Origin of the sequence: Ramlibacter sp., assembly GCF_036383835.1 — a bacterium.
GTDB lineage: Bacteria > Pseudomonadota > Gammaproteobacteria > Burkholderiales > Burkholderiaceae_C > Ramlibacter.
This window is the reverse complement of the sequence record NZ_DASVNN010000099.1, coordinates 1-25,865: the sequence shown is the minus strand read 5'-3', so window position 1 is coordinate 25,865 and position 25,865 is coordinate 1. Positions and strand designations below refer to the sequence as shown.

The window sequence follows — 25,865 nt, the reverse complement described above, 5'->3', positions numbered from 1 at the left end:
AACCGCGGCCGGCTGTTCCCCGAGGCCTGACGTGCAGACCCACCTCTCCCCCGAATTCGCCGGCACCGCCGAGGGCGCGGAAGCCGAAGCCATCCTGCGCAAGTGCGTGCACTGCGGCTTCTGCACCGCGACTTGCCCCACCTACCAGGTGCTGGGCGACGAGCTCGATGGCCCGCGCGGCCGCATCTACCTGATCAAGCAGGTGCTGGAAGGGCATGAGCCCACGCGCAAGACGCAGCTGCACCTGGATCGCTGCCTCACCTGCCGCAACTGCGAGAGCACCTGCCCGAGCGGCGTCGACTACGGGAACCTGGTCGACATCGGCCGCGGCATCGTGGAGCGCAAGGTGGCGCGCGGCGCCCCGGCGCAGGCGCTGCGCTGGGCCCTCAAGGAAGGCCTGACCTCGCCGCTGTTCGCCCCGGCGATGAAGGTCGGCAAGGCGGTGCGCGGCCTGCTGCCCGCGCGCCTGCGCGAGAAGGTGCCGGCCAGGCAGGAGGCCGGCCGCTGGCCCACGCGCACGCACGCGCGCAAGGTGCTGGTGCTGGCCGGCTGCGTGCAGCCGGCGATGATGCCCAACATCAACACGGCGACCGCCCGCGTGCTCGACGCCGCCGGCATCCAGTCCGTGATCGCGCAAGGCGAAGGCTGCTGCGGCGCGCTCAAGTTCCACCTGAACGACCAGGACGGCGGCCGCGCGCAGATGCGCCACAACATCGACACCTGGTGGCCGTACGTGGAGCGCGGCGAAGTGGAAACCATCGTGATGAACGCCTCCGGCTGCGGCGTGACCGTGCGCGAGTACGGGCATCACCTGCAGCACGATCCGGCCTACGCGGACAAGGCGAAACGCATCTCGGCGCTCACGCGCGACCTGAGCGAGCTGCTGCCCGATCTCGTGCCGCTGCTGAAGGACAAGGTGAAGCCGCGCCCGGGCCTGTTCGCCTATCACCCGCCCTGCACCCTGCAGCACGGACAGAAGCTGCGCGGCGGCGTGGAGCAGGGCATGGCGGCCCTGGGCTTCGAGGTGCGCCTGGCGCTGAACGAGGCGCACCTGTGCTGCGGGTCGGCCGGCACCTACTCCGTGCTGCAACCCGAGATCGCGCACACGCTGCGCGACCGCAAGCTGAGCCACCTGAACGCGCTCGAGCCGCAGGCCATCGTGTCGGCCAACATCGGCTGCATCACCCACCTGCAAAGCGGCACCGGCAAGCCGGTGCGGCACTGGGTGGAAGTGCTGGACGAGGCGCTGGGCGGGTGAGCGTCGGGGTTCGGCTGCGCGCTCACCCCGACCTACGGGATACCGCCGGATGCATTCGTAGGTCGGGGTGAGCGCGCAGGCGAACCCCGACGCACAAGCTACCATCCGCCCATGCTCAACAAGCCGCGCATCCTGGTGGTGGAGGACGAGTCGGCGATCGCGGACACCATCGTCTACGTGCTCGCCAACGACGGCTTCGCGCCCGAGTGGTGCGCGACGGCGGAAGCGGCGATCGCGGCGTTCGGGCGCCAGCGCCCGGATCTCGCCATCCTCGACGTCGGCCTGCCGGACCTGAACGGCTTCCAGCTGTTCAAGTCCCTGCAGGCGCTGCCGGGTGGCGGCGAGGTGCCGATGCTGTTCCTCACCGCGCGCAGCGACGAGATCGATCGCGTCGTCGGACTGGAACTGGGCGCCGACGACTATGTGGGCAAGCCCTTCTCGCCGCGCGAACTGCTGGCGCGGGTGCGCGCGATCCTGCGGCGCAGCGGCCGCAACCCGTCTTCGAGTGCGCCAGTGCTCCCTTTCGAACTGGACGAAGAGAAGCACCGCATCCGTTACTACGGCAACGTGCTGGAACTCTCGCGCTACGAGTACGGCATCCTGCGCCTGCTGCTGCAGAAGCCGGGGCGCGTCTTCACCCGCGAGGAGCTGCTTGCGCAGGTGTGGGACGACGCCAGCGACAGCTTCGACCGCACGGTGGATGCGCACATCAAGACGCTGCGCGCCAAGCTCAAGGCCGTCGCGCCGGACGTCGACCCGATCCGCACGCTGCGCGGCACCGGCTACGCCCTGCAGGACGGCCTGCCGCCGCGCCCCGGATCGTGAGCAAGCGCAGCCGCGTCTTCGTCGCCCTGTTGCTGATCTACGCGGCGGGCACCGCCTTCCTGCTCTATCGCGTGCTGGCCGACCTCGACCCGCGCTACCGCGAGTCGGCCGAGGAGTCGCTGGTGGAAACGGCGCAGGTGATGGCCAGCCTGGTGGAGCAGGACGTGCGCGATGGCCGCATCGACACCGCGCGGATCGGGCCGCTGTTCCAGTCGGTCTATGCGCGAGAGTTCGAGGCGCGCATCTTCAGCGTGACCAAGCACAAGGTGGAGCTGCGCCTGCTGGTGACCGACCGCGACGGCCGCGTGCTGTTCGATTCGTTCGGCCGCGCCGCCGGCGCCGACTTCTCGCGCTGGAACGAAGTCCTGCTCGCGCTGCGCGGGCAGTACGGCGCGCGCACCACGGCCGACGTGCCGGACCAGCCGCAGGCCTCGGTCATGTACGTCGGCGCGCCGGTGCGCTTCCAGGGCCGCATCGTCGGCGCGGTGTCCGTCGGCAAGCCGGTGCAGAGCTTCGGCCAGTTCGTGGAGGCGGCGCGCCGCAAGACGCTGGTCGTGGGCGTGCTGTCGGCCGTCGGGGTGGCCTTGCTGGCGCTGATCGTGTCGGTCTGGGTGGCGCGGCCCTTCGGGTTGCTCACCGATTTCGCGCGCTACGTGCGCTCGCAGCGCCGCCTGCATCCGCCGGCGCTGGCGCGCGAGGTCGTGCGCATCGTGCGCAGCGGCTTCGACGAGATGCGCGATGCGCTGGCGGGCCGCAGCTACGTCGCCGACTACGTGCAGACGCTCACCCATGAACTGAAGAGCCCGCTGTCGGCGATCCGCGGCGCGTCCGAGCTGCTGCACGACCCGGCGATGCCGCCGGAGCAGCGGCGGCATTTCCTCGACAACATCGCCCGCGAGACCGGCCGCATCCAGGAGGTGGTCGACCGCATGATGGAGCTCACCCGGCTGGAGTCGCGGCGCTCGCTCGCGCACGTGGAGCCGGTCGCGCTCGGGGCCTTGCTGGACGAAGTGGTGACGGGCGCGCGCGATGCGGCGGCGCAGCGGCAGGTGCGCGTCGTGCGCGAAGGTGCGGCCGATGCCACGGTGGAGGGCGACCGCTTCCTGCTGCGCCGTGCCCTCGCCAATCTCGTGGACAACGCGGTGGATTTCTCCCCGCAAGGCGGCAGCGTGCAGGTGAGCCTGGAGGCCGATGGCCGCGATGCCGTGCTGCGCGTGCGCGACGAGGGCCCCGGCGTGCCGGACTACGCGCGGGAGAAGGTGTTCGAGAAGTTCTTCTCCCTCGCGCGGCCCGGCACCGGCCGCAAGAGCACCGGGCTGGGCCTGAGCTTCGTGCGGCAGATCGCGTCGCTGCATCATGGCTCCGTCACGCTGGACAACGACCGCGGGGCGCTTGCGACCTTCACGCTGCCGCTGCTGCGCTCACGTTGACGCGGCAGGGGCGGCGGGCCGCGACGACAGCGCATACCAGTCGACGCGGCGGGTGCCGAGCATCAGCAGGCCGACCAGCGCGAACAGCAGCAGCGAACCGAGCAGCAAGGCGTTGTCTTCCGACGAGAGCAGGCCGTAGAGCGCGGCATAGAGCACCGCGACGTAGGCGCCCAGTCCCAGGCCGCGCTTCCATCCGCGCAGCACGGCGCTGAAGTAGACGGTGAGCAGCAGCGTGCTGGCGCAAGCCGCCACGGCGTAGGCGAGCCCGAAGGCGATCTTCTCCGACAGCGCGAGCAGCAGCAGGAAGAACAGCGTGATCGACAGCCCCACCAGCCCGTATTGCACCGGGTGCAGCCGAAGTTGCGCGAACAGCTCGAACATGAAGGCCGCCATCAGCACCAGGCCGACGAACAGCAGGCCGTACTTCACGGCGCGCTCCGACATCGCATAGACGTTCAGCGGCTCGATCAGGCTCACGTCGAAGCTGTCGAGGCGGTCGGCGACCTGCCGGCCGGCGGCGATGCCGACCTCCGGCGGCACCTTGGCCTCGCCGCGCAGGTCGTGCAACAGCTGCGCGCGCGCCGAGCTGACCAGCGAGGACACCGACCAGGACGCTTCGAAGCCCTTGTCGCCGACCGTGCGGCGCACCGCCAGGAACTCGCCGCCGAAGCTGGGATGCGGCCAGTCCGAGCTGAGTTGCGCCGTGTTCTCGTCGGCCAGCGGCACGACGGACAGCCGCTCCTGGCCGACCAGGGTGAGGTCCAGCTGGAAATCCAGCGGCTGTTTCTGCGTGAAGGCCTCCTGTGCTTCGGCCGGCAGCGCGGCATGGATGCCCTGCGCCAGCCAGGACTGCGGCGGCACGTGCGGCACGCGCGGCAGCCAGCGCCCCGGCGCACCGGCGATGCGCAGCGTCGGCGCGCCCTGCAGGCCGCGCAGGTCGCTCACGGTGAAGGCGAGCACCGGGGCCTGCACTTCGAAGCTCGAGTTCTTCTCGCTGTGCGGCAGGGCGGCGGCGTCGAAGGCGGGGAAGCGGCCGCGGAAGCCGCCCGTGAGGTCGTAGAACAGGACGGTGAAGATCCCGAGGTAGCGTTCCTGCGCCGCCAGACGGCCGGTCAGCTCCGACTTCTCCGGGAAGACGTAGTGCGTGACCTGCTTGCTGCGAGGCGTCCGCTTGGTCTTGCCCTTGTCGTCCGTCTCCTCTTCCACCCAGCGCTCGATGTAGGGGATCACCAGCACCGGGCCGGCCACGACTTGCGGCCCGGCATGGCGGGTGGCGAGTTCATGGGCGGCGTGGGCGCGGCTCGCGCCGCGTTCCTCGATCAGCCCGCCGATGCGCGCGAGCGGCAGGGCGGCGAACAGCACCAGCAGCACGAGCAGGATGACTTTGGTGAGCGACGATTGCGCCAGCAGTGACTTCATGGTTCTCCTCGATGGTTGTCGTGGAGCCATGCTGCCGGCGCGCCGCGCGGGCACGATGAAGGCGGCGTGAAGCGCACTTCACGCGGACTTCACGAATGTGTCAGGCCGCGAGCGCGGCCTCGATGTCCCTGGCCAGCTTGGCCGGCGCGTCCTGCGGCGCGTAGCGCTTGCGCACCCGACCGTCGCGGCCCACCAGGAACTTGGTGAAGTTCCACTTGATCCGCTTGGATCCGAGCAGGCCGGGCGCTTCGGCGGTCAGCCAGCGATACAGCGGGTGCGCCTCGGTGCCGTTCACGTCGATCTTCTGCATCATCGGGAAGCTCACCCCGTAGTTCACCTGGCAGAAGCTCGCGATCTCTTCGTTGCTGCCCGGGTCCTGCGAACCGAACTGGTTGCAGGGGAAGCCCAGCACCACCAGGCCGCGCTCGCCGTAGGCCTTGTGCAGTTCCTCCAGCCCGGCGAACTGCGGCGTGAAGCCGCAAGCGCTCGCGGTGTTGACGATCAGCAGGGGCTTGCCGCGGAATTGCGACAGCGGCACCAGGGAGCCGCCCATCTGCTGTGCTTCGAAGTCGTAGATGCTGGCCATGCGGCGGATTGTGCGCCGCGGCTCGTCCGTGCGCTAGCCGCGCCGCGGCCAGGCCGACCAGGCGGCGGCTGCGAGGATCAGCGCGCCGCCGGCCAGCGTGCGGCCGGTCAGTTCCGCGGCGCCGAGCGCCACCGACGACAGGCTCGCGAACACCACTTCCGAGAGCATGACGAGCGCGGTGGTGTGGGCGGGCAGCCGCGCCGCGCCGTACTGCAGCGCGAGGTTGGAGGCCAGGAATCCGGCCGCCAGCAGCACGATGAGCGCGATCCAGCCGAACGTCGGCGCGGGGAGGGCGGCGACCGTCCCTTGCAGCAGCCCGGCCAGCGCGACGCCGCCCGCCATCAGCGTGCCGCCGCCGAACATGGCGAGCACCCGCGAAGCGGCCGTCTCGGTGTTCAGCTTGCGCAGCAGCGCGTTCGTCAGCGCGAAGCTGAAGCCGCCCGCCAATGCCAGCCAGTCCGGCAAGGTGCGCGGCAGCGGCAGTCCGCTGCCCGAGGTGTCGAGCACGGTGGCGACGCCCAGCAGCGCCACGCCCAGGCGGGCCAGCGCCGCCCCGCTGGGTCGCTCGCCGAGCAGCATCCAGGCGATCAGCACCGACCACGCCGGCATCAGGTAGAACAGCAGCACCACCCGCACGACGTCGCCGACGGTGACCGCCCAGTTGAAGCCGACGTTGGTCAGGCCCGCCGCGGCCGCGAGCAGCCACAGCAGCGGCTGGCGGCCGAAGCCGCGCAGGCCCTGCGGCTTGAGCGCGAAGAAGACGGCGAAGGAGGTGAGGAAGACGACCGCCGTGGACCACAGCGGGTGCACGCCGTGCTCCTGCAGCGCGCGGAAGGGCCACCACGACAGTCCCCAGACGAAGGCGTTGAGGACCAGCGCGAGGACGGCAGTCGCCGGTCCCCTGTCAGCCATGCACGTTGTCGTGCCGGGCGATTTCCAGCAGGTGGTCGACTTCGTCCTTGTGCACCACGGTGTTGCGCTTGTGCCAGCGCTGGATCGCGTACATGGCGCCCGCCACCACCACGCCGAAAGCGGTGATCGCGCCGAAGGCCGTGAGGCCCAGGCCGGCCGACAGGCTGTAGAAGGCGCCCAGGCCCAGGATGCAGGCCTGCTCGTTGAAGTTCTGCACCGCGATCGAACGGCCGGCGCCCATCAGGTTGTGGCCGCGGTGCTGCAGCAGCGCGTTCATCGGCACCACCAGGTAGCCGCCCAGTGCCCCCATCAGGATCAGGAAGGGCGCGGCCACCCAGACGTTGCCGATGAAATTCATCGCGATCACCAGCAGGCCCATGAGCATGCCCAGCGGCATCACGGTGGTGGCGCGGTCCAGCTTCATGCGCACCGAAGCGAGGATCGCCCCCACCGCCGTGCCCAGGGCGACCACTCCGCTCAGCGACGAAGCCTGGGTGGTGCTGTAGCCCAGGGCCGCGGCGCTCCAGGCCAGGATGATGTAGCGCAGGTTGCCGCTGACGCCCCAGAACAGCGTGGTGGTGGCCAGCGAGATCTGCCCCAGCTTGTCGTGCCAGAGGCGGCTGTTGCAGATCCAGAAGTCCGGCACCAGCTCCAGCGCGTTCTTCGGGATCGGTCGCATCTCGACGCCGGTGTGCGGGATGCGCGTGTTGAACCAGGCGGCCAGCGCGTACACGAAGATCAGCACGAAGATGGCCGCTTCCGGCGGCGTGTCGATGCCGGTGTCGAAGACCGGGAAGTCCAGTGCCAGCATGCGGGCGGACAGCGCGTGGCCCACCAGCTGGCCGCCCAGCAGGATGCCCAGGATGATCGAGGCGATGGTGAGGCCCTCGATCCAGCCGTTGGCCTTGACCAGCTGCGAGGGCGGCAGCAGTTCGGTGAGGATGCCGTACTTGGCGGGCGAATAGGCGGCGGCGCCCAGGCCGACGATCGCGTACGACAGCAGCGGATGGGTGCCGAACAGCATCATCAGGCAGCCGATCACCTTGATCGCGTTGCTGACGAACATCACCTGGCCCTTGGGCCGGGAGTCGGCGAAGGCGCCCACGAAAGGAGCCAGCACCACGTAGAACAGCGCGAACATCGGCACCAATGCCGCGGCCTGCCAGGTCGGCGCCTTGGAGGACTTCAGCAGTTCGACGGCCGCGATGAAAACCGCGTTGTCGGCGAGCGACGAGAAGAACTGCGCCGCCATGATCGTGTGGAAACCGCGCTTCATCCGTCGTGTCTTGGGGCGGCATCAGCAATCCTGATGCCTCTTGAATCTCAGCTGTCTCCTGGCGACACGGGGTTATATCACGGTAGGTAATGACAGAATCGGGGCAGAAAGCCTTCCTGTCATGCCGCGTCCCATCCAGGCCACCATTCATCTCGACGCCCTCCGGCACAACCTGTCGCGCATGCGCGCCGCCGCTCCCGACGCCCGCGTCTGGGCGGTGGTGAAGGCCAACGCCTACGGCCACGGCATCGAGCGGGTGTTCGACGCCCTGCGCGGCGCCGACGGCTTCGCCCTGCTGGACCTCCAGGAAGCGGAGCGGGTGCGGGCCCTCGGCTGGCGCGGCCCCATCCTGCTGCTGGAAGGCGTGTTCGAGCCGCGCGACCTGGAGCTGTGCTCGCGCCTGGACCTGTGGCACACCGTCCATTGCGACGAGCAGATCGCCTGGCTGGCCGCGCACAAGACGCAGGTGCCGCACCGGGTGTTCCTGAAGCTCAATTCGGGCATGAACCGGCTGGGATTCGGCCGGCAGCGCTTCCGGGCGGCCTGGGCGCGGCTCGATGCGCTGCCGCAGGTGGACGAGATCTCGCTCATGACCCACTTCAGCGACGCCGACGGGCCGCGCGGCATCGCCCACCAGGTGCAGGTCTTCGAGGAGGCCACGCGCGACCTGCCCGGCGAACGCTCCCTGTCCAACAGCGCGGCCTCGCTGCGGCACGCGGCGGACCCCGGGGTGCGCGGCGACTGGATCCGCCCCGGCATCGCCGTCTACGGCAGCGCCCCGGACTTCCCCGAGCACGACATCCGCCACTGGGACCTGCAGCCGACCATGACCCTGGCCACCCGCATCCTCGCCGTGCAGGACCTGCGGCCCGGGGACACGGTGGGCTACGGCTCCAGCTACACGGCCGATGCGCCGGTGCGCATCGGCGTGGTGGCCTGCGGCTATGCGGACGGCTATCCGCGGCACTGCAGCACGGGCACGCCGGTGCTGGTGGACGGCGTGCGCACCCGCCTGGTCGGCCGCGTGAGCATGGACATGATCGCGGTGGACCTCACGCCGGTGCCGCAGGCCGGCTTCGGGGCCGAGGTCACGATGTGGGGCCGGGCGTCCAACGGCGCCGTGCTGCCGGTCGACGAGGTGGCGGCCAGCGCCGGCACCCTCAGCTACGAGCTGATGTGCGCGCTGGCGCTGCGCGTGCCGGTGGTGGTCGACGGGGCTTGAGCCCGGTACGAAAACTGTCGCAGTTGTCACACGCCCTCCCGCTGGTTCAGCCGTGCGCCTCCGGCCCGCCGGCACGCCCGTGACAGGCCGATAGATCCGCGCTGCTCGGAGCGCGCCACTCGCCGCCGCTGCCGCTGAGGCTCGGCAGCCAGAGCAATACGCCCGAACACAAATCACAAACAGCCGATCCCTGGCGAAGGGCGCGTCTGCCCGGCCGCACCAGCGGCCATGCGTAAGTTCGTATGCTTCCGATCGCGCCGGGTCAAGACGTCCGCGGAAACGCGAAGGGAGGTCGTGATGCACACGACAAAACGCGCGCGCCGCCCGCTACGGTGGGCGGTGCTCCTGGGTTCCATCGGCATGGTGGTCCTCGGGACTTGGGCTTTCCGCAGCAGCGATGCGGCCGGCCCGGTGAAGAGCCTGTCTCCGGTGGCCTTCGTGCCGCAGGTGCTGGCGCCGTCGCTGCCGGAGGCGCCGTTCCCGCTGCGCCTGTTCACCGGCGCGGTGAAGACCGATTCGGGCGGCCGGATCATCACCGGGCCCACCGCCGATCCCGCGAAGAACCTCGTCGGGGCCGAGGCCGCCGGCGTGCGCGCCGGGCTCGAGCGCTTCACCAAGATCCTGTTCGGGATCGACTACTTCACGGGCCGGCCCGATCCGGGCACGCGCATCGACCCGAACGCACCCAGGGTGAACAGCGGCAGCCAGCACTGGCCCTTCGTGCCGCAGCCCTTCCGCAGCTGGCCGAACGCGCTCGCGGTCACGCCCGACGGCAAGAAGCTGTATGTCACCCTGCCGGGCCGCGAAGGTTATCCGGACAACCGGATCGCCGTCGTCGACACCGCCACGCGCCGGGTGCTGCGCTGGGTCGACCTGAGCGTTCCGTCGCAGCCCGTGGGAACCCGCCCGGCCGGCATCGCGATGTCGCCGGTGAATGCCTATGCGGTGGTCGTGAACCAGTATGCGAACTTCGCTTCGGTGATCGACACCGGCACCGATGCCGTGCTGGGCCAGTTCGAGACCGGCTTCTATGGCGAGGACCTCGTCTTCAACGCCAACGGCACGCGCCTGTACCTGACCGACCGGTTCAAGGACCAGGTCCGCGCGTTCAAGGTCGACCCGGGCCCGAAGTTCACGCAGATCGCGCAGATCCCGACCGGCGAGAACGACCTGAACCGCGCCAACCCGCGCGACCTCGCGATCAGCACCGACGGCACGACCCTCTACGTGGCCAACACGCTGGGACACACGATCGCCGTGATCAACATCGCCGGCGACGCCAACACCCTGGTTCGCACGATGCCGGTCGGCGGCCTGTCGACCGACGTGAAGATCGCCGGACGCTGGGGCTTCGTCTCCGGCCAGTCGACCAACAACGTGCTCAACGCGCACGAGACGGGGCATGGCATGCCCAAGATCGTCAACGGCGTGGCCATCCGCAACAACGGGGCGCCGCTCGGCTACACGCCCGTGATGTCCGACGCCACCCGTGCCACGACCTTCGACGACCTCGGCACCGAGCTGAACGTGTTCGACACCAGCACCAACCGCTTCGTCTTCCGCTACGTCGACTTCGAGCGCGACCTGTCCATGCTGGCCGTGCCGGGCGAGATCGTCGATCTCGGCGACCACACGGCGGACCAGAAGATCATCCACGGCAGCGGGCCGGAGCAGATGTTCGTCAAGGGCAACCTGCTGTTCGTCACGCAGCTGCACTCCGACAAGGTCGAGGTGTTCCGCATCAACCAGAACCCCGGCAGCCCCGGCGGCATCCTCACGCGCATCGGCGACCAGTTCACCGGCGGCATCACGCCGCAGGGCCTGGCCGTCTCGCCGGACGGCCGCACGGTCTACGTGGCCAACATGCAGACCGAAGACGTGTCCGTCCTCGGGGTGAGCGAGGCCGGCGTCCTGACCCGGCAAGGCCTCGTCACCGTCGGCGTGACGGACACGACCCCGCATCCGCGCACCGGCGGCAAGGGCGCCCACCTGTTCGCGACCCACGAGGAGATCGGCCTGCGCTGGCTGTTCACGCAGTCGTACTCCGACGACGGCCAGAAGTCCTGCGGCCATTGCCACTGGCAGAGCCGCCACGACGGCGGGCAGTGGAACGTCGGCGCCAACGCGATCGGCGGGCCCAAGGTCTGCCCGCAGAACAAGGACACTTCCGACAACTGGCCGGAATGGTACGAGGGACTGAGCGGCCCGATGAATTCCTATGCGTCGTCGTGCAACGGCGAGCTGGTCGTCGCGGAGCGCCGCACCGCGCTGTTCCCGCAGGCGACGCTGGAGGAGCGGCTGCGCGCGCGCAACGAGTTCGTCCTGCGCAAGACCGAGGAGAACTCGCGGGCGATCGGCCGCCCCGACCTGAGCGGCAAGGCCTTCAAGGTCGACTACTACGACATGGCGTTCCTGCAGATCCTGTGGACGCAGAACGAGACGCGCCTGATGCCCAATCCGCTGCGGCAGGCGCCCACCACCGCCGAAGCCACGCAGGTGGCCGCGGGCAAGGCCTTGTTCACCAACGAGGTCGCTGCCGGCGGCGCCGGGTGCGCAAGCTGCCACCACAACGGCAACAAGAAGGTCAACGGCGAGATCAACGACAGCTTCCAGGACTACAACATCCACGAGCCGGGCGTCATTGCCGAGACCACCGTGGACAACGAAGGACCGTTCACCCGCCTGTTCAACGACTACTTCTTCAAGCCCTTCGCTCCGCCGCAGGACGTGGGCGGCCGCCAGAACATCAGCAGCCGCAACACCAAGCACCTGCGTTCGTTCTGGGACAGCGTGCCGCGCTGGCTGCACCACGGCGCCGCGCACAGCATCCGCGAGATCCTGCTGCCGCCGGGCTCGTCCCTGCTGCGGACGGGTGAACGCGGGTTCAACTTCCGGGTGGTGCGCACCGACCACAGCCGCGTGACGGCCTTCGACTTCCTCGGCGGCCCGAAGGTGACCCTGCCGACCGAAGTGCCGATCACCATGGCCGACAGCAGCGACCTTGGCGATTGCAGGATCCTCGGTGGCGATGCCAAGGGACCGATCTGCGTGAGCATCGACCGGCCCGTCCCGAAGTCCGGCAGCGATCCGGCCTACGACAAGGTGGCCTATCCCGAGGGCCGCCTGGAGCTCGACCAGCTCGGCACGAAGAACGTGGTGCCGCTGCTGCTGAAGGACGGCAGCCTCAACCCGGCGCTCGCGGCCAACAACATCCGGGTGATCCCGGACACGCACGGCAGGACCTCGCATCTCTCCGGGGCCGACGTCGAGGCCATCTCGGCGTACCTCATGTCGCTGCAGAAGTAGTGCGGCGCGCCACCTGCTGCATCGCCCGAAGTCCGGGCGGTGCAGCAGGGCTTTTTATTTCCTGCGCAGGCCCAGCGCCATCACCGCGCCCACGACCAGCAGCGCGCCCATCACCTGCACCGGGGCGATCGTCTGCCCCAGCAGCAACCAGGCCAGCACCAGCGCGAACACCGGCTCCACGTTCATGATCGCGGAGTTGCCGACCACGCCCAGGCGCGGCAGCACCGTGAACATGATGGTGAAGGCGGTTCCGTAGAGGAAGGTGAGGGCGGCCAGGCCGCCCCAGCCGGCCGGCGCGGTGGGCAGGTGGAAGCCGCCCTGCGAGGCGACCGTCGCGAGCGCGACGAGCGCCGCGATGGTCATGGTGGTGCCGGTGCGCACGCGGCCGTCGACGTCGCCGGCTTCGTGCTGCGTCAACACCAGCGCCAGCCCGAAGGTGCCGGCCGCGGCGAGCGCGAAGGCGACTCCGGCGCCGATGCGCGCCCATTGGCCGGAAGCGCCCAGTCCCGACGCGGCCCCGAACACGTCCAGCGCCAGCGCCAGGCCCACCAGGATCACGGGCATCGCCACCAGCATCGCCTTCTCGGGACGCTTGCGGTAGACGACGAAGGACCAGAAGGCCGTCCAGATCGGGTAGGTGTTGAAGGCCAGCAGCGCCAGCGCCACCGGCAGCCGCGCCACCGAGGAATAGAGGCACAGGCTCTGGACGCCGATCAGCAGGCCGATGGCCGGCAGCATCTTCCTGTGCCGCGCGCTGAAGGCGATGCGCACGCGTTGGCTGGCGAGGATCATCGCGATCACGACCGCCGTCACGGAGCTGCGGAACACCACTGCGGTGGCTACGTCCACGCCGTTGTTGAAGGCGATGCGCGCGGCCACGTGGTTGGCGCCCATCATCAGCGCGATCAGCAGCAGCGTGGCGAAGGCGGCGCCGCTGATGGCGCGCGCCGGCGGGGAGACCACGGCGGACATTCAGTACAGGCCGTGGACGCGCGCGTGCAGGCGCGCCAGGCCCAGCAGCGCGTCGGTGAAGGGCGTCGCCACGCCCGTCATTTCGCCCATCTCCTGGACCACCGTCACCAGCGCGTCGATCTCCACCGGCTTGCCGGCCTCGACGTCCTGCAGCATGGACGTCTTGAAGGCGCCGAGCTTGCGAGTGACCTGGTGCCTGTCCTCCGGCTGCTGCGCGATCGGGATGCCGATGCGCGCGCCGATCTCGCGCGCTTCCAGCATCACCGCGGAGATGAAGTTGCGCACGAGCTCGTCGTCCAGGATCAGGTCGGTCGTGGCGCCGGTGAAGGCGCTGATCGGATTGACCGTCATGTTGCCCCACAGCTTGTACCAGGCGTCCTTCTGGATCTGCTCGGACAGCACGGTCTCGAAGCCCGCCTTCTCCAGCAGCGCGACGAGTTGCTGCACGCGCTGGGTCTTCTCGCCCGAGGGCTCGCCGACGATCAGCTTCTGGCCGAAATGGTGCTGCACGAAGCCGGGCTCGCGCAGCGCGCAGCTCGCGTGCACCACGCAGCCGACGATGTGCTTCGCGGGAATCGCTTCGGCGATCGACCCATCGGGATCCACGGCTTTCAGCCGGGCGCCGGCGCAGGGGCCGCCGAAGCCCTGGAAGAACCACCAGGGCACGCCGTTCATGGCGGTGAGCACCATGGTGTGCGGGCCCAGCAGGGGACGGATCGCCTTGGCGACGTCGGCCATCGCCGGCGCCTTCACGGCGACGACGACCAGGTCCTGCACGCCGAGGTCGACCGGCGAGGCACTGGCCTGCACCGGAATCGACAGCGTCTCGCTACCTTGCTGCAGCCGCAGGCCGTGCGATTGCAAGGCCTGCAGCGTCGCCCCGCGCGCGACCACGCTGACCTCGCAGCCGGCTTGTCCGAGCTTCAAGCCGATCCAGCCGCCGATGGCGCCGGCGCCGTAGATGCAGACCTTCATGACTTGTACGAATCCCCGCAGCGGTGTTCCATCAGCCGCGTCATCGCATCGAAGACGTCCTGCCCGGCGCCGAACTGCTGGTCGAACTGGAAGGAGTCGTGGGTGGTCTTCTTCGCCACCGCTTCCGGGATGGCGATGGCGCGGCCCAGGGGCGCCTGCGTCACCTGCACGTCGCAGGCGCGCTGCAGGGTCCACAGGCGCACGAAGGTGAGCGGCAGGGTGGACCCCGCCGCCAGCAGGCCGTGGTTGCGCAGGATCATCAGCGGCTTGCGGCCCAGGCTCGCCAGCAGTCGCGGCGCCTCCTCGGCATGGATCGTGATGCCTTCGAAGTCATGGCAGGCCACCATGTCGTGCAGCTGCGCGGAATAGAAGTTGTTCTGCGCGAGCCCGCCTTCGGTGCAGGCGACCGCCAGCCCGTTGGTGGTGTGCGTGTGCATCACGCAATGCGCATCCGGAACGTTCTCGTGGATCGCCGCATGGATCGTGAAGCCCGCGGGATTCACCGGCCAGGGGTTGTGCGCATCCAGCTTGTTGCCGTGCACGTCGATCTTCAGCAGGTTGCTGGCCGTGACTTCGGAGTAGTGCAGGCCGAAGGGATTGATCAGGAACTGCTTCTCGCCGCGCGCCGCGCTGTCCGGCACGCGCACGGTGATGTGGTTGTAGATCATCTCGGTCCAGCCGAGCATGTCGAAGATGCGGTAGGCGGCCGCGAGTTCGACGCGTGCCTTCCACTCGTCCGGATGCATGTCCGGCGCGCGGGGTTGCAGGACGGCGCTCATGGCACGCTCCTCAGTAGTTGCCCTTGGGCGCGGCCTGCGGCGTGCCCTTGAACTTCGAGACCAGCGCGCTGGTGGACTTCACCATCAGGTTGCTGTCGGTGCCCACCGCGATGAAGGTCGCGCCCATCTCGACGTGCTTCTTCGCCAGCGTCTCGTCCAGCGTCAGGATGCCGGCCGCCTTGCCGGCGGCCTGGATGCGGCGGAAGGCGTCCTCGTGCAGCTTCTGCATCTCGGGATGCCAGGGGTCGCCGACGTGGCCGAAAGCCGCGGAGATGTCCGACGGGCCGATGAACACGCCGTCGATGCCTTCCGTGTTGGCGATCGCGTCGAGGTTGCGCACGCCTTCGCGCGTCTCCACCTGCACCAGCAGGCAGACTTCGCGGTTGGCCTCTTTCGCGTAGTTGGCGTTGCGGCCCCAGCCGGAGGCGCGCGTCGCGGCCATGCCGCGGATGCCCTCGGGCGGATAGCGCATGCAGCGCACCAGCTCGCGCGCCTGCTCCGGCGTGTCGACCATGGGCACCAGGATGGTCTGGATGCCGACGTCGAGGTACTGCTTGATCAGCGCCTGGCCGACGTAGCCGTGGCCCATGGGCACGCGCGCCACGGCGTGCACCCCGGGATAGCCCGCGATCGCCTGCGCCTGGTGGAACAGGTTCATCGGGTCGTTGGGCGTGTGCTCGCCATCCAGCAGCAGCCAGTCGAAACCGGCCGCCGCGCAGATCTCGGTGTTGAGCGGGCCCAGCAGGCTGCACCACAGGCCGACCTGCGTGCGCTTTTCCTGGAGTGCCTTCTTGAACGGGTTGACGGGCGTCTGCATGGCGGGTCCCCTTTAGCGGAATGTGAACGTGAAGCGGCCGAGCGGGCCGTAGTCGGCATCGAAGGCGTCGCCCTTCCTGGCGCCGACCGGGCGCGTGAAGGACCCGGCCAGCACCACCTCGCCGGCTTCCAGGCCTTCGCCCCAGGGCGCCAGCTTCTGCGCGAGCCAGGCGATGCCCACCGCCGGATGGCCCTGCACGCCGGCGGCCAGGCCGGTCTCTTCGACCACGCCATTCTGGCGCAGGATGGCGCCGACCCACGGGAGGTCGACTTCGCGCGGATGCATCTTGCGGCCGCCGAGAAGGATGCCGGCGTTGGCGGCGTTGTCGCTGATGGTGTCGAACACCTTGCGCGGCGCCTTCGTGTGGCGGTCGAACTGTTCGATGCGAGCGTCGATGATCTCGATCGCGGGCTGGACGTACTCGGTGGCTTCCAGCACGTCTTCCACGCTGACCTGCGCGCCGCGCAGTGCGCGCTTGAGGACGAAGGCGAGCTCCACCTCGACCCGGGGCGCGATGAAGCGTTCGGTGGGGAGGTCGCCCGGCGCGAAGAACATGTCGTCCAGCAGCGTGCCGTAGTCGGGCTCGTCGATCTGGCTGGACTGCTGCATCGCGCGAGACGTCAGGCCGATCTTGTGGCCGCGCACCTGCCGGCCCCCGACGATCTTCATCGCGACCCAGGCGCGCGAAACGGCGTAGCCGTCCTCGATGGTCATGCCGGGGAAGCGCTTGGAGAAATGTTCGACCTGCACGCGCGATTGCTCGCTGCGGTGCAGTTCGGTGGCGAGTTGCCGGATGGTGGCTTGGTCAAGCATGCAAAACCTCCGTCATCCCCGCGGAGGCGGGGATCCAGGGCGTCCGAAGGGGCGCCCCGCGCCGTCCTGGGCCCCCGCCTTCGCGGGGGTGACGGCCTCTTTTCATTTGTTGAACAAGGGATGCAAGCTGCTGTGCTTGCCGTCGTACACCTGCCCCGGACTTTCGTCGATCTGCAGCGTGATGCCGACCGGTTGCTGGTCGAAGATGGGCGCGACGTGTTCCTTCACCACCGCCAGCAACCGGTCGCCCGCGTTCTTCTTCACCGCTTCGCTGCGCCCGCCGGCCATACGGACGTTCAGGTACATGAAGGCGTAATCGCCTTTGCCGTCGGCCACCGCGTAGTGCGCCGCCGGATAGGCCAGCACCCGCGTGCCGCCGGTGGGGAACACCTGCTTGCCCGCTTCGTCGTGGATCGTCAGCATGGTGTCGGCGAGCTTGCGGCACAGCGCGCCGACGTCGGTGCGCGTGTCGAGGTTGGGCGTGTAGAGGATGACGCAGTGGGGCATGTCAGAGACGCTGTTGGACGTTGGTGTAACCCTCGGCGGACGAGGCCTGGGCCTTCGGGATCGCGTCGCCCGGCACCGCGGTGACCGGGAAGACCGCGTTGATCTGCCCGGTGCCCGAAGCGCCGAAGTAGGGCGTGATCACTTCGGCGCGGCCGTCGTACGCGGACCAGCCGAGCGCGCCCAGCAGCATCGCCGTGTCGTGCATGAAGCCTTCGCCGTGGCCCTTGGCGGCGTACTCCGGCAGCATGCCGCAGAAGGCCTTCCATTCGCCGTGCTCCCACATCCGCACCACCTCGCGATCGAGCTGCTCCAGGAACGGGCTCCAGATCCTGAATGCGTATTCGGGCGCGAGCCCGTTCTGCGCGAAGCGGTGCGACAGCGAGCCGCTGGCGAGGAAGGCCACGGTGCCGTCGTAGTGGTCTTCCACGGCGCGGCGCATCGCCCAGCCCAGGCGGGCGCTGTCGTTCAGGTAGTGCGCCTGGCACAGGGCCGACACCGAAATCACCTTGAAGTGCCGGTCGGCGTTCATGTAGCGCATGGGCACCAGCGTGCCGTACTCGGGCGCCAGCGTCGTGCGGTCGTGCGCCAGCGTCTCCACGCCCCAGTCGTTGCAGGTTTCCGCCAGCAGTTTGCCGAGGGCCGGGTTGCCCGGGAACCCGTACTCCATGTTGCTGATGAAGTGCGGCAGCTCGTTGCTGGTGTACAGGCCCTGGAAGTGCGGGCCGCAGTTGACGTGGTAATTCGCGTTCACCAGCCAGTGCGTGTCGAACACCACGATGGTGTCCACGCCGAGGGCGCGGCAGCGCCGGCCGATCTCGACGTGCCCGTCGATCGCGTCCTGCCGCGTGCCCTGGCGCGCGCCGGGCAGCTCGCTCAGGTACATCGAGGGGACGTGGGTGATCTTGGCGGCGAGCGCTAGTTTGCCCACGGGAGTTCCCTTTCCTTGTCATCCCGGGCTTGACCCGGGATCCTTGGATTGCGGGTCAAGCCCGCAATGACAAACATCGTCAGACCCCCCAGTGCGGGATGTGGTGCGCGCCCAGCGACACCGCGATGTTCTTCGGCTCCAGGAACACTTCGTAGCTCCAGGTGCCGCCTTCGCGCCCGGTGCCCGAGGCCTTGGTGCCGCCGAACGGCTGCCGGAGATCCCGCACGTTCTGGCTGTTGACGAAGCACATGCCGGCTTCGACGGCGGCTGCCACGCGATGTGCCTTGCCGATGTTCTCGGTCCAGACGTACGAGGACAGGCCGTACGGGATGTCGTTGGCGATGCGGATCGCCTCGGCCTCGTCGGCGAAGGGGATGATGCAGGCGACCGGCCCGAAGATCTCGTCCTGCGCGATCTTCATGCGGTTGTCGACGTCGGCGAACACGGTGGGCAGCACGTAATTGCCCTTCTTCACGCGATCGGGTAGCAGCGGCACATCGAGGCCGCCGCACAGCAGGCTGGCGCCTTCCTTCTGCCCCAGCTCGATGTAGCTGCGCACCTTGGCGAGATGGGCCTGCGAGATCATCGGGCCGACGATGGTCTTCTCGTCCAGCGGGTCGCCCACGGTGATCTTCCTGGCGCGTGCGACGAAGCGGTCCACGAACTTCGCGTAGATGGACTTCTGCACCAGGATGCGGCTGCCGGCGGTGCAGCGCTCGCCGTTGTTGGAGAAGATCATGAACACGGCGGCGTCGAGCGCGCGTTCGAAGTCCGCGTCTTCGAAGACGACGAAGGGCGACTTGCCGCCCAGCTCCATCGAGAACTTCTTCAACCCCGCTTCCTTGACGATGCGGTTGCCCGTCGCCGTGGAGCCGGTGAAGGAGATGGCGCGCACGTCGGGGTGCCGCACCAGCGGCTCGCCCGCGTCCTTGCCGTAGCCGTGCACGATGTTCAGCACGCCGGCCGGGATGCCCGCTTCCAGCGCGAGTTCACCGAGGCGCGCCGCCGTCATCGGCGACAGCTCGCTCATCTTCAGCACCGCGGTGTTGCCGAACGCCAGGCAGGGCGCCGTCTTCCAGGTGGCCGTCATGAAGGGCACGTTCCAGGGCGAGATCAGCGCGCAGACGCCCACCGGGTGGAACAGCGTGTAGTTCAGGTGCGTGGGCGTGGGATAGGTGTGGCCGTCCACCCGCACGCACATCTCGGCGAAGTAGGAAAAGTTATCGGCCGCTCGCGGCACCAGCTGCTTGCCGGTCTGCGCGATCACCTGGCCGGTGTCGTCGGTCTCGGTCTGCGACAGCTCCGGCACATGCTTCGCGATCAGCTCGCCGAGCTTGCGAACGAGCCTGGCGCGTTCTGTCGCGGCCAATGAGGACCAGGCCGGAAAGGCTTCCTTCGCCGCGGCGACCGCGGCGTTCACTTCGGCTTCGCCGCCGGCGGCCACTTCCGCCAGCACTTCCTGCGTGGCGGGATTGACGGTGGCGAAGTAGTCGCGGCCGGCAACGGACTTGCCCGCGATCAGGTGGTCGATGCGCATCTCAGGTCGAAATGGTGTTCATGAGGGCGCCGATGCCCTCGATCTCCGTGACGACGACGTCGCCCGGCTGGCAGTCCACCACGCCGTCGGGCGTGCCGGTGAGGATCAGGTCGCCCGGGTTCAGCGTCATGAAGCTGCTGAAGTACTCGATGAGGAAGGGCACGTCGAAGATCATGTCCTTCGTGTTGCCTTCCTGCGTGACCTTGCCGTTGACGGTGGTCTTCAAGGCGAGCGCCATCGGGTTGGCGATGTCGGCCGCGTCCACCAGCCACGGGCCGATCGGCGTCGCGCCGTCGCGGTTCTTCACCCGCAGGTTGGGCCGGTACCAGTTCTCCAGGTAGTCGCGGATCGCGTAGTCGTTGGCCACCGTGTATCCCGCGATGAAATCGTAGGCGTCCTCGCGCTTGACCTTCTTCGTCTGGCGGCCGATGACGACAGTGAGCTCGCATTCGTAGTGCATCAATTGCACGCCGGCCGGACGCCGCGTCATCTGCCGGTGGCCGTTGAGTGCGCGCTCGCCCTTGAGGAACACCAGCGGCTCCTCCGGCGCCTTGAACGCGAGCTCCCTGGCATGGTCGGCGTAGTTGAGGCCCAGCGCGAGGATGGTGCGCGGCTTGTGGGTGGGCGCGAATGGCGGCAGCCAGGTCACCTGGTCCGGCCAGAGGCGGCGGCCGTCGTCGAGGACCACCTGGCCGTCGCGTTCCGTGGCGCCGTAGACGACGCCGTTGACCATCACGCGTGCGCGCTTCATGCGGCCTCCCGGACCAGGGTGTTGGTGAGCGTGCCCAGGGCGGGCATGCTGATGTCGATGCGGTCGCCGGCTTGCGCGCGCGGCCGGCCCGCGTCGCAGCCGAGCATCAGCAGGTCGCCTTCGGCCAGGGACATGAACTCGCTCACGTCGGCCAGCAGCTTGTCCGCCGGCCGCACCAGCTGCGAGAAGCGCACGGTCTGCTTCAGCTCGCCGTTGATGCGCACATCCAGCTTGAACACGGCCGGGTCGCCCGCTTCGTTGCGTGCGCGGACGCGGTCGCCGATGCCGAGGAAGCCGTCGAGGCACTTGAACTTCACCGGCGGCCGGAAGAAGCTGTCGTGCGGAATGGAGAGGTCGTTCACCAGCACGAAGCCGGCGATCTCGCGGCCCGACTTCATCACCATGGCGATGGTGGCGCCGACTTCCACCTCCTGCACGTGGGCGGGCAGCGCGATCGCGCCGCCGTTCTCGGTCCAGGTGTTGGCGGGCTTGATGTAGAGCACGGGCGCGGACGGCGGCGCCTTGTAGGGCGGCTGGTTCACCTGGTCGCCGAGCGCTTCGAGCTCGGCGCGGAAATTCATCAAGGTGCCGTAGACGGTGCCTCGTCGAAGGGTGTTCATGCTTGTTCCAGTGCGATGAGTTCGTCGAGCAGCGCGTACAACTGCCCCAGCTTCTGCTTGCCCAGCGACTTTTCCAGCCACTGGTAGTGGCCCTCGACCGAGTGCGAGAGCTTGCCGACCATCTTGGAGCCCTTGACCGTGGCCTCGACCACCGTCCGTCGCTGGTCCGCGGGATCGCGTTCGCGGCGGACCAGGCCGTCGCGCTCCATGCGCGCCAGCACGCCGGTGAGGCTGGGCCCGAGGATGTAGGCCTCGCGCGCCACCCGGCCGGTCTCGACCGTGCCATGCTCGCCCAGTACGCGCAGCACGCGCCACTGCTGGTCCGACAGGCCGTGTTCGCGCAGGCTCGGGCGCGTGCGCGCCATGAGCGATTCGCGCGCCTGCAGCAGCAGGCGCGGAAGGTTGCGGTGCGCGAAGGCGGTGCCCATGGCCGATATTTAACATGTTAAATGTTCGGCGGGTCAAGGGGCCGGAGGGGATTCCGGCTACGGATGAGTCAGGAGGCGTTGGTGCGCGCGACCCAGTAGGTCGTGCCTTCGGGGCCGTAGCGCTCCGAATGCGGCGTGCCGGCCGGCAGGTCGAAGCGGTCGCCCGCCTTCAGGTGCTGCGTTTCGCCGCCGCGGGTGAGCCACATCTCGCCCTCGACGACCACCGCCCGCGCCCGGAAGTCGTGCGTGTGCTCCTGGACGACGAGATTCGGCTCCCAGGAACGGGAGATCACCTCGGAGCAGCCGCGCGCGCGTTCGGCGGCCTCGAATTCGGCGAATCGCTGGGCGGTGTCCATGCGGGCCATCCTACACTCGGGCCATGGCGAAGGACAAGACGGTCTATACCTGCACGGAGTGCGGCGGCAGCACGCCCAAGTGGCAGGGCAAGTGCCCCCATTGCGGCGCGTGGAATTCCCTGATCGAGGGAGTGGCCGAACCGGCTTCCTCCGGCACCCGCAACCGCTTCGCCTCGCTGGCGCCTGCCTCGGAAGTGGCGGTGCTGGCCGACATCGAGGCGGCCGACATCGCCCGCACGCCCACCGGCATCGGCGAGCTCGATCGCGTGCTCGGCGGCGGCATCGTCGAGGGCGGCGTGATCCTGATCGGCGGCGACCCGGGCATCGGAAAGTCGACGCTCCTGCTGCAGGCGCTGGACGGCCTGCAGCGCGCCGAGGTGCCGACGCTGTACGTCACCGGCGAGGAAAGCGGGGCCCAGGTGGCGCTGCGCTCGCGCCGCCTCGGCCTCGACAACTCGCAGGTGAAGGTCCTGGCCGAGATCCAGCTCGAAAAGATCCAGGCGACGATTGCCGCGCAGCAGCCGGCCGTGGCGGTGATCGATTCGATCCAGACCGTCTATTCCGACCAGCTCACTTCGGCGCCCGGCTCGGTGGCGCAGGTGCGCGAATGCGCGGCGCACCTCACCCGCGCCGCCAAGTCGGGCGGCACCACCATCGTGCTGGTGGGCCACGTCACCAAGGAAGGCGCGCTGGCCGGCCCGCGCGTGCTGGAGCACATGGTCGACACGGTGCTCTATTTCGAGGGCGACACCCATTCCAGCTTCCGGCTGGTGCGGGCGATCAAGAACCGCTTCGGCGCCGTCAACGAGATCGGCGTGTTCGCCATGACGGAGAAGGGCCTCAAGGGCGTCGCCAACCCGAGCGCGATCTTCCTGTCGCAGCACAGCGAGCCGGTGCCGGGCAGCTGCGTGCTGGTGACGCTGGAAGGCACCCGGCCGATGCTGGTCGAGATCCAGGCGCTGGTGGACAGCGGCGGGCCCAGCCCGCGCCGCCTGTCGGTCGGCCTGGATCGCGACCGCCTGGCGATGCTGCTGGCCGTGCTGCACCGCCACGCCGGCGTGGCCTGCATGGACCAGGACGTGTTCGTCAACGCGGTGGGCGGCGTGCGCATCAGCGAACCGGCCGCCGACCTGGCGGTTATGCTGGCGATCGCCTCCTCGCTGCGGGGCCGGGCGCTGCCCAAGGGCTTCATCGCCTTCGGCGAGGTGGGCCTGGCCGGCGAGGTGCGGCCGGCGCCGCGCGGCCAGGAACGGCTGCGGGAAGCGGCCAAGCTCGGTTTTTCGATCGCGATCGTGCCCAGGGCCAACGCGCCCAAGGGGAGAATCCGCGAATTCGAAGGCCTGGCCATCCATCCGGTGGACCGGATCGAGGAGGCCCTCGAAGTGGTTCGCGGGATGACCTGACAAAATCTCGGCCATGAACTTCCAGAAGATCATCCTTCCCATCCTCGGCGTGATCGTGGTCGCCGCCGCCTACCGCGGCTGGGGCTGGCCCGGCGTGGCGCTGGCCGGCGGCGGCATCGTCATGTGGATGCTGCTGCACTTCACCCGCATGATGAAGGTGCTGCAGGGCGCCTCCAATCGGCCCGTCGGCTACTGCGACAGCGCGGTCATGCTCAATGCCAAGCTGCGCCCCGGCGTCAACCTGCTGCACGTGATGGCCATGACCAAGGCGATCGGCGAGCAGCTCAGTCCCAAGGAGATCCAGCCGGAGGTCTACCGCTGGACGGACGGCAGCGGCTCCACGGTGACCTGCGATTTCCTGCGCGGCAAGCTGGTCAAGTGGGAGCTGTTCCGCCCGCAAGCCCCCGCGGAAGAGGCCGCCCCGCCCGCGCCGTAAAATGGCCGGTTCCGCGAATCCCCCCGACAAGGACACTCACATGAGCCCGGTAGTACCCTCGATGGCCGACCGCGACGGCAAGATCTGGATGGACGGGGAGCTGGTGGACTGGCGCGACGCCAAGATCCACGTGCTCACCCACACGCTGCACTACGGCTGCGGCGCGTTCGAGGGCGTCCGCGCTTACAACACGGTCGACGGCACGGCGATCTTCCGCCTGCAGGAACACACCGACCGCCTGTTCAACAGCGCCAAGATCCTGCGCATGCAGCTGCCCTTCTCCAAGGAGCAGGTCAACGAGGCGCAGAAGCAGGTCGTGAAGTCCAACAAGCTGGAGTCCTGCTACATCCGTCCGCTCACCTGGATCGGCTCGCAGAAGCTGGGCGTCAGCCCCAAGGGCAACCAGATCCACCTGATGGTCGCGGCCTGGGCCTGGGGCGCCTACCTGGGCGAGGAAGGACTGCAGCGCGGCATCCGCGTGAAGACCTCCAGCTACACCCGCCACCACGTCAACATCACGATGACGCAGGCCAAGGCGGTCAGCAACTACAGCAACTCCATCCTGGCCAACATGGAAGCCGTGGACGACGGCTACGACGAGGCCCTGCTGCTGGACAGCTCCGGCTTCGTCTCCGAAGGCGCGGGCGAGAACGTGTTCGTGATCAAGGACGGCGTTGTCTACACGCCCGACCTGTCGGCCGGCGCGCTGAACGGCATCACCCGCAACACGGTGTTCCACATCGCCAAGGACCTCGGCATCGAGATCGTGCAGAAGCGCATCACGCGCGACGAGATCTACATCGCCGACGAGGCCTTCTTCACCGGCACCGCCGCCGAAGTCACGCCGATCCGCGAGCTCGATCGGGTGCAGATCGGCATCGGCCGCCGCGGACCGGTCACCGAGAAGATCCAGAACGCGTTCTTCGACATCGTCAACGGCCGCAATCCCAAGTACGCCCACTGGCTGACCCGCGTCTGAGCATGAGCACGACCACCCGGAACGAAGCCGTCGTCGAACTGGCCGCCAAGGACCTCAACGCCAACGGCGGCATCTTCTGCCCCAGCCCCAAGACCGGCATGCAGCTGTGGAACTCGCACCCCCGCGTGTTCCTCGAGATCGCGCAGACCGGCGGGGCGAAGTGCCCGTATTGCGGCACGGTGTACAAACTCAAGGCCGGAGAACACTTCGGCGGCGGCCACTGAACGATGTCATTGCGGGCTCGACCCGCAATCCATGGGTCCCGGGTCAAGCCCGGGACGACCAGCTCTTGACCCACTCCCTCGTCATCGCCCCCCAATGGATCGGTGACGCCGTGATGACCGAGCCGCTGCTGCGCCGCCTGCGCTCGCGCGGCGAGCGGCTGACGGTCGGGGCGCTGCCCTGGGTGGCACCGGTCTACCGCGCGATGCCGCAGGTGGACGAAGTCATCGAATTCCCCTTCCGGCACGGCGGCCTGCAGTTCCAGGCGCGCCGCGCGCTGGGCAGGCAGTTGCAGGGGCGCTTCGACAACGCCTACGTGCTGCCCAATTCGCTCAAGAGCGCGCTGCTGCCTTTCCTGGCCAGCATCCCGCGGCGCGTCGGCTACCTCGGCGAAGCGCGCGTCGGCCTGCTCACGCACCGGCTGAAGAATCCCAAGGACAAGCCGCCGATGGTGGCTTTCTATTCGGCGCTGAGCGGGGAGCAGGGCGTCGAGAACGACCATCCGCAGCTCGCCTTGCCGCCGCAACAGGTCGACGAGGTTCTGAGGCAGCAGGGACTTGCGCGCGGCGGGTATGTGGTGATGGCGCCCGGCGCCGAATACGGCCCGGCGAAACGCTGGCCGCATTTCGGCGCGCTGGCGGCGATCCTCGACCGGCCGGTGATCCTGCTCGGGTCGGCGAAGGAAGCGGAGCTGTGCGAGCAGATCCGCGCGCAGGCGCCGGAGCGCGTGCTCAATCTCGCGGGCAAGACCTCGCTGATGGACGCGTTCGCGTTGATCGCGGGTGCCGGGCACGTGGTCAGCAACGATTCGGGACTGATGCACGTGGCCGCGGCGTTCGGCGTGCCGCAGGTGGCGCTGTATGGGTCGTCGAGTCCGCTGCACACGCCGCCTTTGAGCGAGAACGCGAGGGTGGTGTGGTTGAAGCAGGATCCGGATTACCAGCCGCCGCTGGATTGCGCGCCGTGTTTCGAGCGGGAATGTCCCTTGGGCCACTTCCGGTGCCTGAACGACGTGTCGCCGGAGCGTGTACGGTCGCTGCTGTGAACTTGCGTCGGGGTTCGGCGCTGCGCGCGCTCACCCCGACCTACGAATACCCGACTTCTTGTA

The 25,865-nt window shown here is 68.8% G+C and carries 26 protein-coding genes; 10 read left to right on the top strand and 16 right to left on the bottom strand.

Features of this window, described 5'->3' with window-relative positions; translation table 11 throughout:
- Window positions 1-31: 31 nt before the first annotated feature.
- The 3 genes from glcF (at window position 32) to creC (ending at window position 3,513) form a co-directional block, all read left to right on the top strand.
- Window positions 32-1,258 carry a glycolate oxidase subunit GlcF gene (glcF, locus tag VF522_RS16330; protein ID WP_330909347.1) on the top strand — a complete coding sequence of 409 codons (1,227 nt, stop codon included), beginning with the start codon at window positions 32-34 and terminating at the stop codon, window positions 1,256-1,258.
- A 111-nt stretch (window positions 1,259-1,369) separates the two neighbouring features.
- Window positions 1,370-2,083 (top strand): two-component system response regulator CreB, encoded by a 714-nt coding sequence (gene creB, locus VF522_RS16325; protein WP_330909346.1) that lies wholly within the window; start codon window positions 1,370-1,372, stop codon window positions 2,081-2,083.
- Entirely contained in the window at window positions 2,080-3,513 is a 1,434-nt protein-coding gene (gene creC, locus VF522_RS16320; RefSeq protein WP_330909345.1) for a two-component system sensor histidine kinase CreC, read from the top strand. Before creB ends, creC begins: the two co-directional genes overlap by 4 nt.
- Here creC and creD read toward each other — a convergent pair.
- The 4 genes from creD to lplT form a co-directional block, all read right to left on the bottom strand.
- Window positions 3,505-4,932, bottom strand: a complete 1,428-nt coding sequence (gene creD, locus VF522_RS16315) for a cell envelope integrity protein CreD (protein ID WP_330909344.1) — start codon at window positions 4,930-4,932, stop codon at window positions 3,505-3,507. The genes creC and creD overlap by 9 nt on opposite strands.
- A gap of 100 nt (window positions 4,933-5,032) precedes the next feature.
- Window positions 5,033-5,518 carry a glutathione peroxidase gene (locus VF522_RS16310; protein WP_330909343.1) on the bottom strand — a complete coding sequence of 162 codons (486 nt, stop codon included), beginning with the start codon at window positions 5,516-5,518 and terminating at the stop codon, window positions 5,033-5,035.
- Window positions 5,519-5,551: 33 nt separating this feature from the next.
- Window positions 5,552-6,430: a DMT family transporter gene (locus VF522_RS16305; RefSeq protein ID WP_330909342.1), complete on the bottom strand. Its 879-nt coding sequence runs from the start codon at window positions 6,428-6,430 to the stop codon at window positions 5,552-5,554.
- A complete protein-coding gene (gene lplT / locus VF522_RS16300) occupies window positions 6,423-7,706 on the bottom strand; it encodes a lysophospholipid transporter LplT (protein ID WP_330909341.1) in 1,284 nt (427 codons plus the stop codon). The genes VF522_RS16305 and lplT overlap by 8 nt, the downstream gene beginning before the upstream one ends.
- Before the next feature lie 121 nt (window positions 7,707-7,827).
- Here lplT and alr point away from each other — a divergent pair, with 121 nt between their 5' ends.
- Window positions 7,828-8,928 (top strand): alanine racemase, encoded by a 1,101-nt coding sequence (gene alr, locus VF522_RS16295; RefSeq protein WP_330909340.1) that lies wholly within the window; start codon window positions 7,828-7,830, stop codon window positions 8,926-8,928.
- A gap of 297 nt (window positions 8,929-9,225) precedes the next feature.
- Window positions 9,226-12,234 (top strand): beta-propeller fold lactonase family protein, encoded by a 3,009-nt coding sequence (locus VF522_RS16290; protein WP_330909339.1) that lies wholly within the window; start codon window positions 9,226-9,228, stop codon window positions 12,232-12,234.
- A 54-nt stretch (window positions 12,235-12,288) separates the two neighbouring features.
- Here VF522_RS16290 and VF522_RS16285 read toward each other — a convergent pair whose 3' ends face one another.
- From VF522_RS16285 to VF522_RS16230, 12 genes are all read right to left on the bottom strand, one after another.
- Window positions 12,289-13,206 carry a DMT family transporter gene (locus tag VF522_RS16285; RefSeq protein WP_330909338.1) on the bottom strand — a complete coding sequence of 306 codons (918 nt, stop codon included), beginning with the start codon at window positions 13,204-13,206 and terminating at the stop codon, window positions 12,289-12,291.
- Window positions 13,207-14,181, bottom strand: coding sequence for a 2-dehydropantoate 2-reductase (locus VF522_RS16280; protein WP_330909337.1), 975 nt, complete (start codon window positions 14,179-14,181; stop codon window positions 13,207-13,209). It lies immediately after the preceding gene.
- Window positions 14,178-14,960, bottom strand: a complete 783-nt coding sequence (locus VF522_RS16275) for a class II aldolase/adducin family protein (RefSeq protein WP_330909336.1) — start codon at window positions 14,958-14,960, stop codon at window positions 14,178-14,180. Before VF522_RS16275 ends, VF522_RS16280 begins: the two co-directional genes overlap by 4 nt.
- Before the next feature lie 10 nt (window positions 14,961-14,970).
- Complete coding sequence (locus VF522_RS16270; protein WP_330909335.1) at window positions 14,971-15,777, bottom strand: HpcH/HpaI aldolase/citrate lyase family protein; 807 nt, start codon at window positions 15,775-15,777, stop codon at window positions 14,971-14,973.
- Window positions 15,778-15,789: 12 nt separating this feature from the next.
- A complete protein-coding gene (hpaH, locus tag VF522_RS16265; protein ID WP_330909334.1) occupies window positions 15,790-16,590 on the bottom strand; it encodes a 2-oxo-hept-4-ene-1,7-dioate hydratase in 801 nt (266 codons plus the stop codon).
- 102 nt (window positions 16,591-16,692) lie between these two features.
- Window positions 16,693-17,097: a 5-carboxymethyl-2-hydroxymuconate Delta-isomerase gene (locus VF522_RS16260; RefSeq protein WP_330909333.1), complete on the bottom strand. Its 405-nt coding sequence runs from the start codon at window positions 17,095-17,097 to the stop codon at window positions 16,693-16,695.
- Window position 17,098: 1 nt separating this feature from the next.
- Window positions 17,099-18,025: a 3,4-dihydroxyphenylacetate 2,3-dioxygenase gene (hpaD, locus tag VF522_RS16255; RefSeq protein ID WP_330909332.1), complete on the bottom strand. Its 927-nt coding sequence runs from the start codon at window positions 18,023-18,025 to the stop codon at window positions 17,099-17,101.
- A gap of 79 nt (window positions 18,026-18,104) precedes the next feature.
- The gene (hpaE, locus tag VF522_RS16250; RefSeq protein ID WP_330909331.1) at window positions 18,105-19,562 is read right to left on the bottom strand and encodes a 5-carboxymethyl-2-hydroxymuconate semialdehyde dehydrogenase; all 1,458 of its coding nucleotides are present in this window, start codon (window positions 19,560-19,562) and stop codon (window positions 18,105-18,107) included.
- Between the two features lies 1 nt (window position 19,563).
- A complete protein-coding gene (locus VF522_RS16245) occupies window positions 19,564-20,313 on the bottom strand; it encodes a fumarylacetoacetate hydrolase family protein (RefSeq protein WP_330909330.1) in 750 nt (249 codons plus the stop codon).
- Window positions 20,310-20,933: a fumarylacetoacetate hydrolase family protein gene (locus VF522_RS16240; protein WP_330909329.1), complete on the bottom strand. Its 624-nt coding sequence runs from the start codon at window positions 20,931-20,933 to the stop codon at window positions 20,310-20,312. The genes VF522_RS16245 and VF522_RS16240 overlap by 4 nt, the downstream gene beginning before the upstream one ends.
- Window positions 20,930-21,361 (bottom strand): homoprotocatechuate degradation operon regulator HpaR, encoded by a 432-nt coding sequence (gene hpaR, locus VF522_RS16235; RefSeq protein ID WP_330909328.1) that lies wholly within the window; start codon window positions 21,359-21,361, stop codon window positions 20,930-20,932. Before hpaR ends, VF522_RS16240 begins: the two co-directional genes overlap by 4 nt.
- Before the next feature lie 68 nt (window positions 21,362-21,429).
- Window positions 21,430-21,717, bottom strand: coding sequence for a cupin domain-containing protein (locus tag VF522_RS16230; RefSeq protein WP_330909327.1), 288 nt, complete (start codon window positions 21,715-21,717; stop codon window positions 21,430-21,432).
- 23 nt (window positions 21,718-21,740) lie between these two features.
- Here VF522_RS16230 and radA point away from each other — a divergent pair, with 23 nt between their 5' ends.
- The 5 genes from radA to waaF all read left to right on the top strand — a co-directional run bounded on the left by radA (window position 21,741) and on the right by waaF (window position 25,802).
- Window positions 21,741-23,120 (top strand): DNA repair protein RadA, encoded by a 1,380-nt coding sequence (gene radA, locus VF522_RS16225; RefSeq protein WP_330909326.1) that lies wholly within the window; start codon window positions 21,741-21,743, stop codon window positions 23,118-23,120.
- Between the two features lie 13 nt (window positions 23,121-23,133).
- On the top strand, window positions 23,134-23,556 hold the full coding sequence (locus tag VF522_RS16220; protein ID WP_330909325.1) for a glycerate kinase: 423 nt from the start codon (window positions 23,134-23,136) through the stop codon (window positions 23,554-23,556).
- A gap of 40 nt (window positions 23,557-23,596) precedes the next feature.
- Window positions 23,597-24,535, top strand: coding sequence for a branched-chain amino acid transaminase (locus VF522_RS16215; RefSeq protein WP_330909324.1), 939 nt, complete (start codon window positions 23,597-23,599; stop codon window positions 24,533-24,535).
- 2 nt (window positions 24,536-24,537) lie between these two features.
- Window positions 24,538-24,759, top strand: a complete 222-nt coding sequence (locus tag VF522_RS16210) for a zinc-finger domain-containing protein (protein ID WP_330909323.1) — start codon at window positions 24,538-24,540, stop codon at window positions 24,757-24,759.
- Between the two features lie 65 nt (window positions 24,760-24,824).
- Window positions 24,825-25,802, top strand: a complete 978-nt coding sequence (gene waaF / locus VF522_RS16205; RefSeq protein ID WP_330909322.1) for a lipopolysaccharide heptosyltransferase II — start codon at window positions 24,825-24,827, stop codon at window positions 25,800-25,802.
- The last annotated feature ends 63 nt before the right edge of the window (window positions 25,803-25,865 follow it).

Bases quoted from the DNA above. Each gene is read 5' to 3' on its own strand.
- creB (WP_330909346.1), top strand. From the start codon at position 1,370: ATGCTCAACAAGCCGCGCATCCTGGTGGTGGAGGACGAGTCGGCGATC.
- creD (WP_330909344.1), bottom strand. From the start codon at position 4,932: ATGAAGTCACTGCTGGCGCAATCGTCGCTCACCAAAGTCATCCTGCTC.
- VF522_RS16310 (WP_330909343.1), bottom strand. From the start codon at position 5,518: ATGGCCAGCATCTACGACTTCGAAGCACAGCAGATGGGCGGCTCCCTG.
- VF522_RS16305 (WP_330909342.1), bottom strand. From the start codon at position 6,430: ATGGCTGACAGGGGACCGGCGACTGCCGTCCTCGCGCTGGTCCTCAAC.
- lplT (WP_330909341.1), bottom strand. From the start codon at position 7,706: ATGAAGCGCGGTTTCCACACGATCATGGCGGCGCAGTTCTTCTCGTCG.
- alr (WP_330909340.1), top strand. From the start codon at position 7,828: ATGCCGCGTCCCATCCAGGCCACCATTCATCTCGACGCCCTCCGGCAC.
- VF522_RS16290 (WP_330909339.1), top strand. From the start codon at position 9,226: ATGCACACGACAAAACGCGCGCGCCGCCCGCTACGGTGGGCGGTGCTC.
- VF522_RS16285 (WP_330909338.1), bottom strand. From the start codon at position 13,206: ATGTCCGCCGTGGTCTCCCCGCCGGCGCGCGCCATCAGCGGCGCCGCC.
- VF522_RS16280 (WP_330909337.1), bottom strand. From the start codon at position 14,181: ATGAAGGTCTGCATCTACGGCGCCGGCGCCATCGGCGGCTGGATCGGC.
- VF522_RS16275 (WP_330909336.1), bottom strand. From the start codon at position 14,960: ATGAGCGCCGTCCTGCAACCCCGCGCGCCGGACATGCATCCGGACGAG.
- VF522_RS16270 (WP_330909335.1), bottom strand. From the start codon at position 15,777: ATGCAGACGCCCGTCAACCCGTTCAAGAAGGCACTCCAGGAAAAGCGC.
- hpaH (WP_330909334.1), bottom strand. From the start codon at position 16,590: ATGCTTGACCAAGCCACCATCCGGCAACTCGCCACCGAACTGCACCGC.
- VF522_RS16260 (WP_330909333.1), bottom strand. From the start codon at position 17,097: ATGCCCCACTGCGTCATCCTCTACACGCCCAACCTCGACACGCGCACC.
- hpaE (WP_330909331.1), bottom strand. From the start codon at position 19,562: ATGCGCATCGACCACCTGATCGCGGGCAAGTCCGTTGCCGGCCGCGAC.
- VF522_RS16245 (WP_330909330.1), bottom strand. From the start codon at position 20,313: ATGAAGCGCGCACGCGTGATGGTCAACGGCGTCGTCTACGGCGCCACG.
- VF522_RS16240 (WP_330909329.1), bottom strand. From the start codon at position 20,933: ATGAACACCCTTCGACGAGGCACCGTCTACGGCACCTTGATGAATTTC.
- hpaR (WP_330909328.1), bottom strand. From the start codon at position 21,361: ATGGGCACCGCCTTCGCGCACCGCAACCTTCCGCGCCTGCTGCTGCAG.
- VF522_RS16230 (WP_330909327.1), bottom strand. From the start codon at position 21,717: ATGGACACCGCCCAGCGATTCGCCGAATTCGAGGCCGCCGAACGCGCG.
- radA (WP_330909326.1), top strand. From the start codon at position 21,741: ATGGCGAAGGACAAGACGGTCTATACCTGCACGGAGTGCGGCGGCAGC.
- VF522_RS16220 (WP_330909325.1), top strand. From the start codon at position 23,134: ATGAACTTCCAGAAGATCATCCTTCCCATCCTCGGCGTGATCGTGGTC.
- VF522_RS16215 (WP_330909324.1), top strand. From the start codon at position 23,597: ATGAGCCCGGTAGTACCCTCGATGGCCGACCGCGACGGCAAGATCTGG.
- VF522_RS16210 (WP_330909323.1), top strand. From the start codon at position 24,538: ATGAGCACGACCACCCGGAACGAAGCCGTCGTCGAACTGGCCGCCAAG.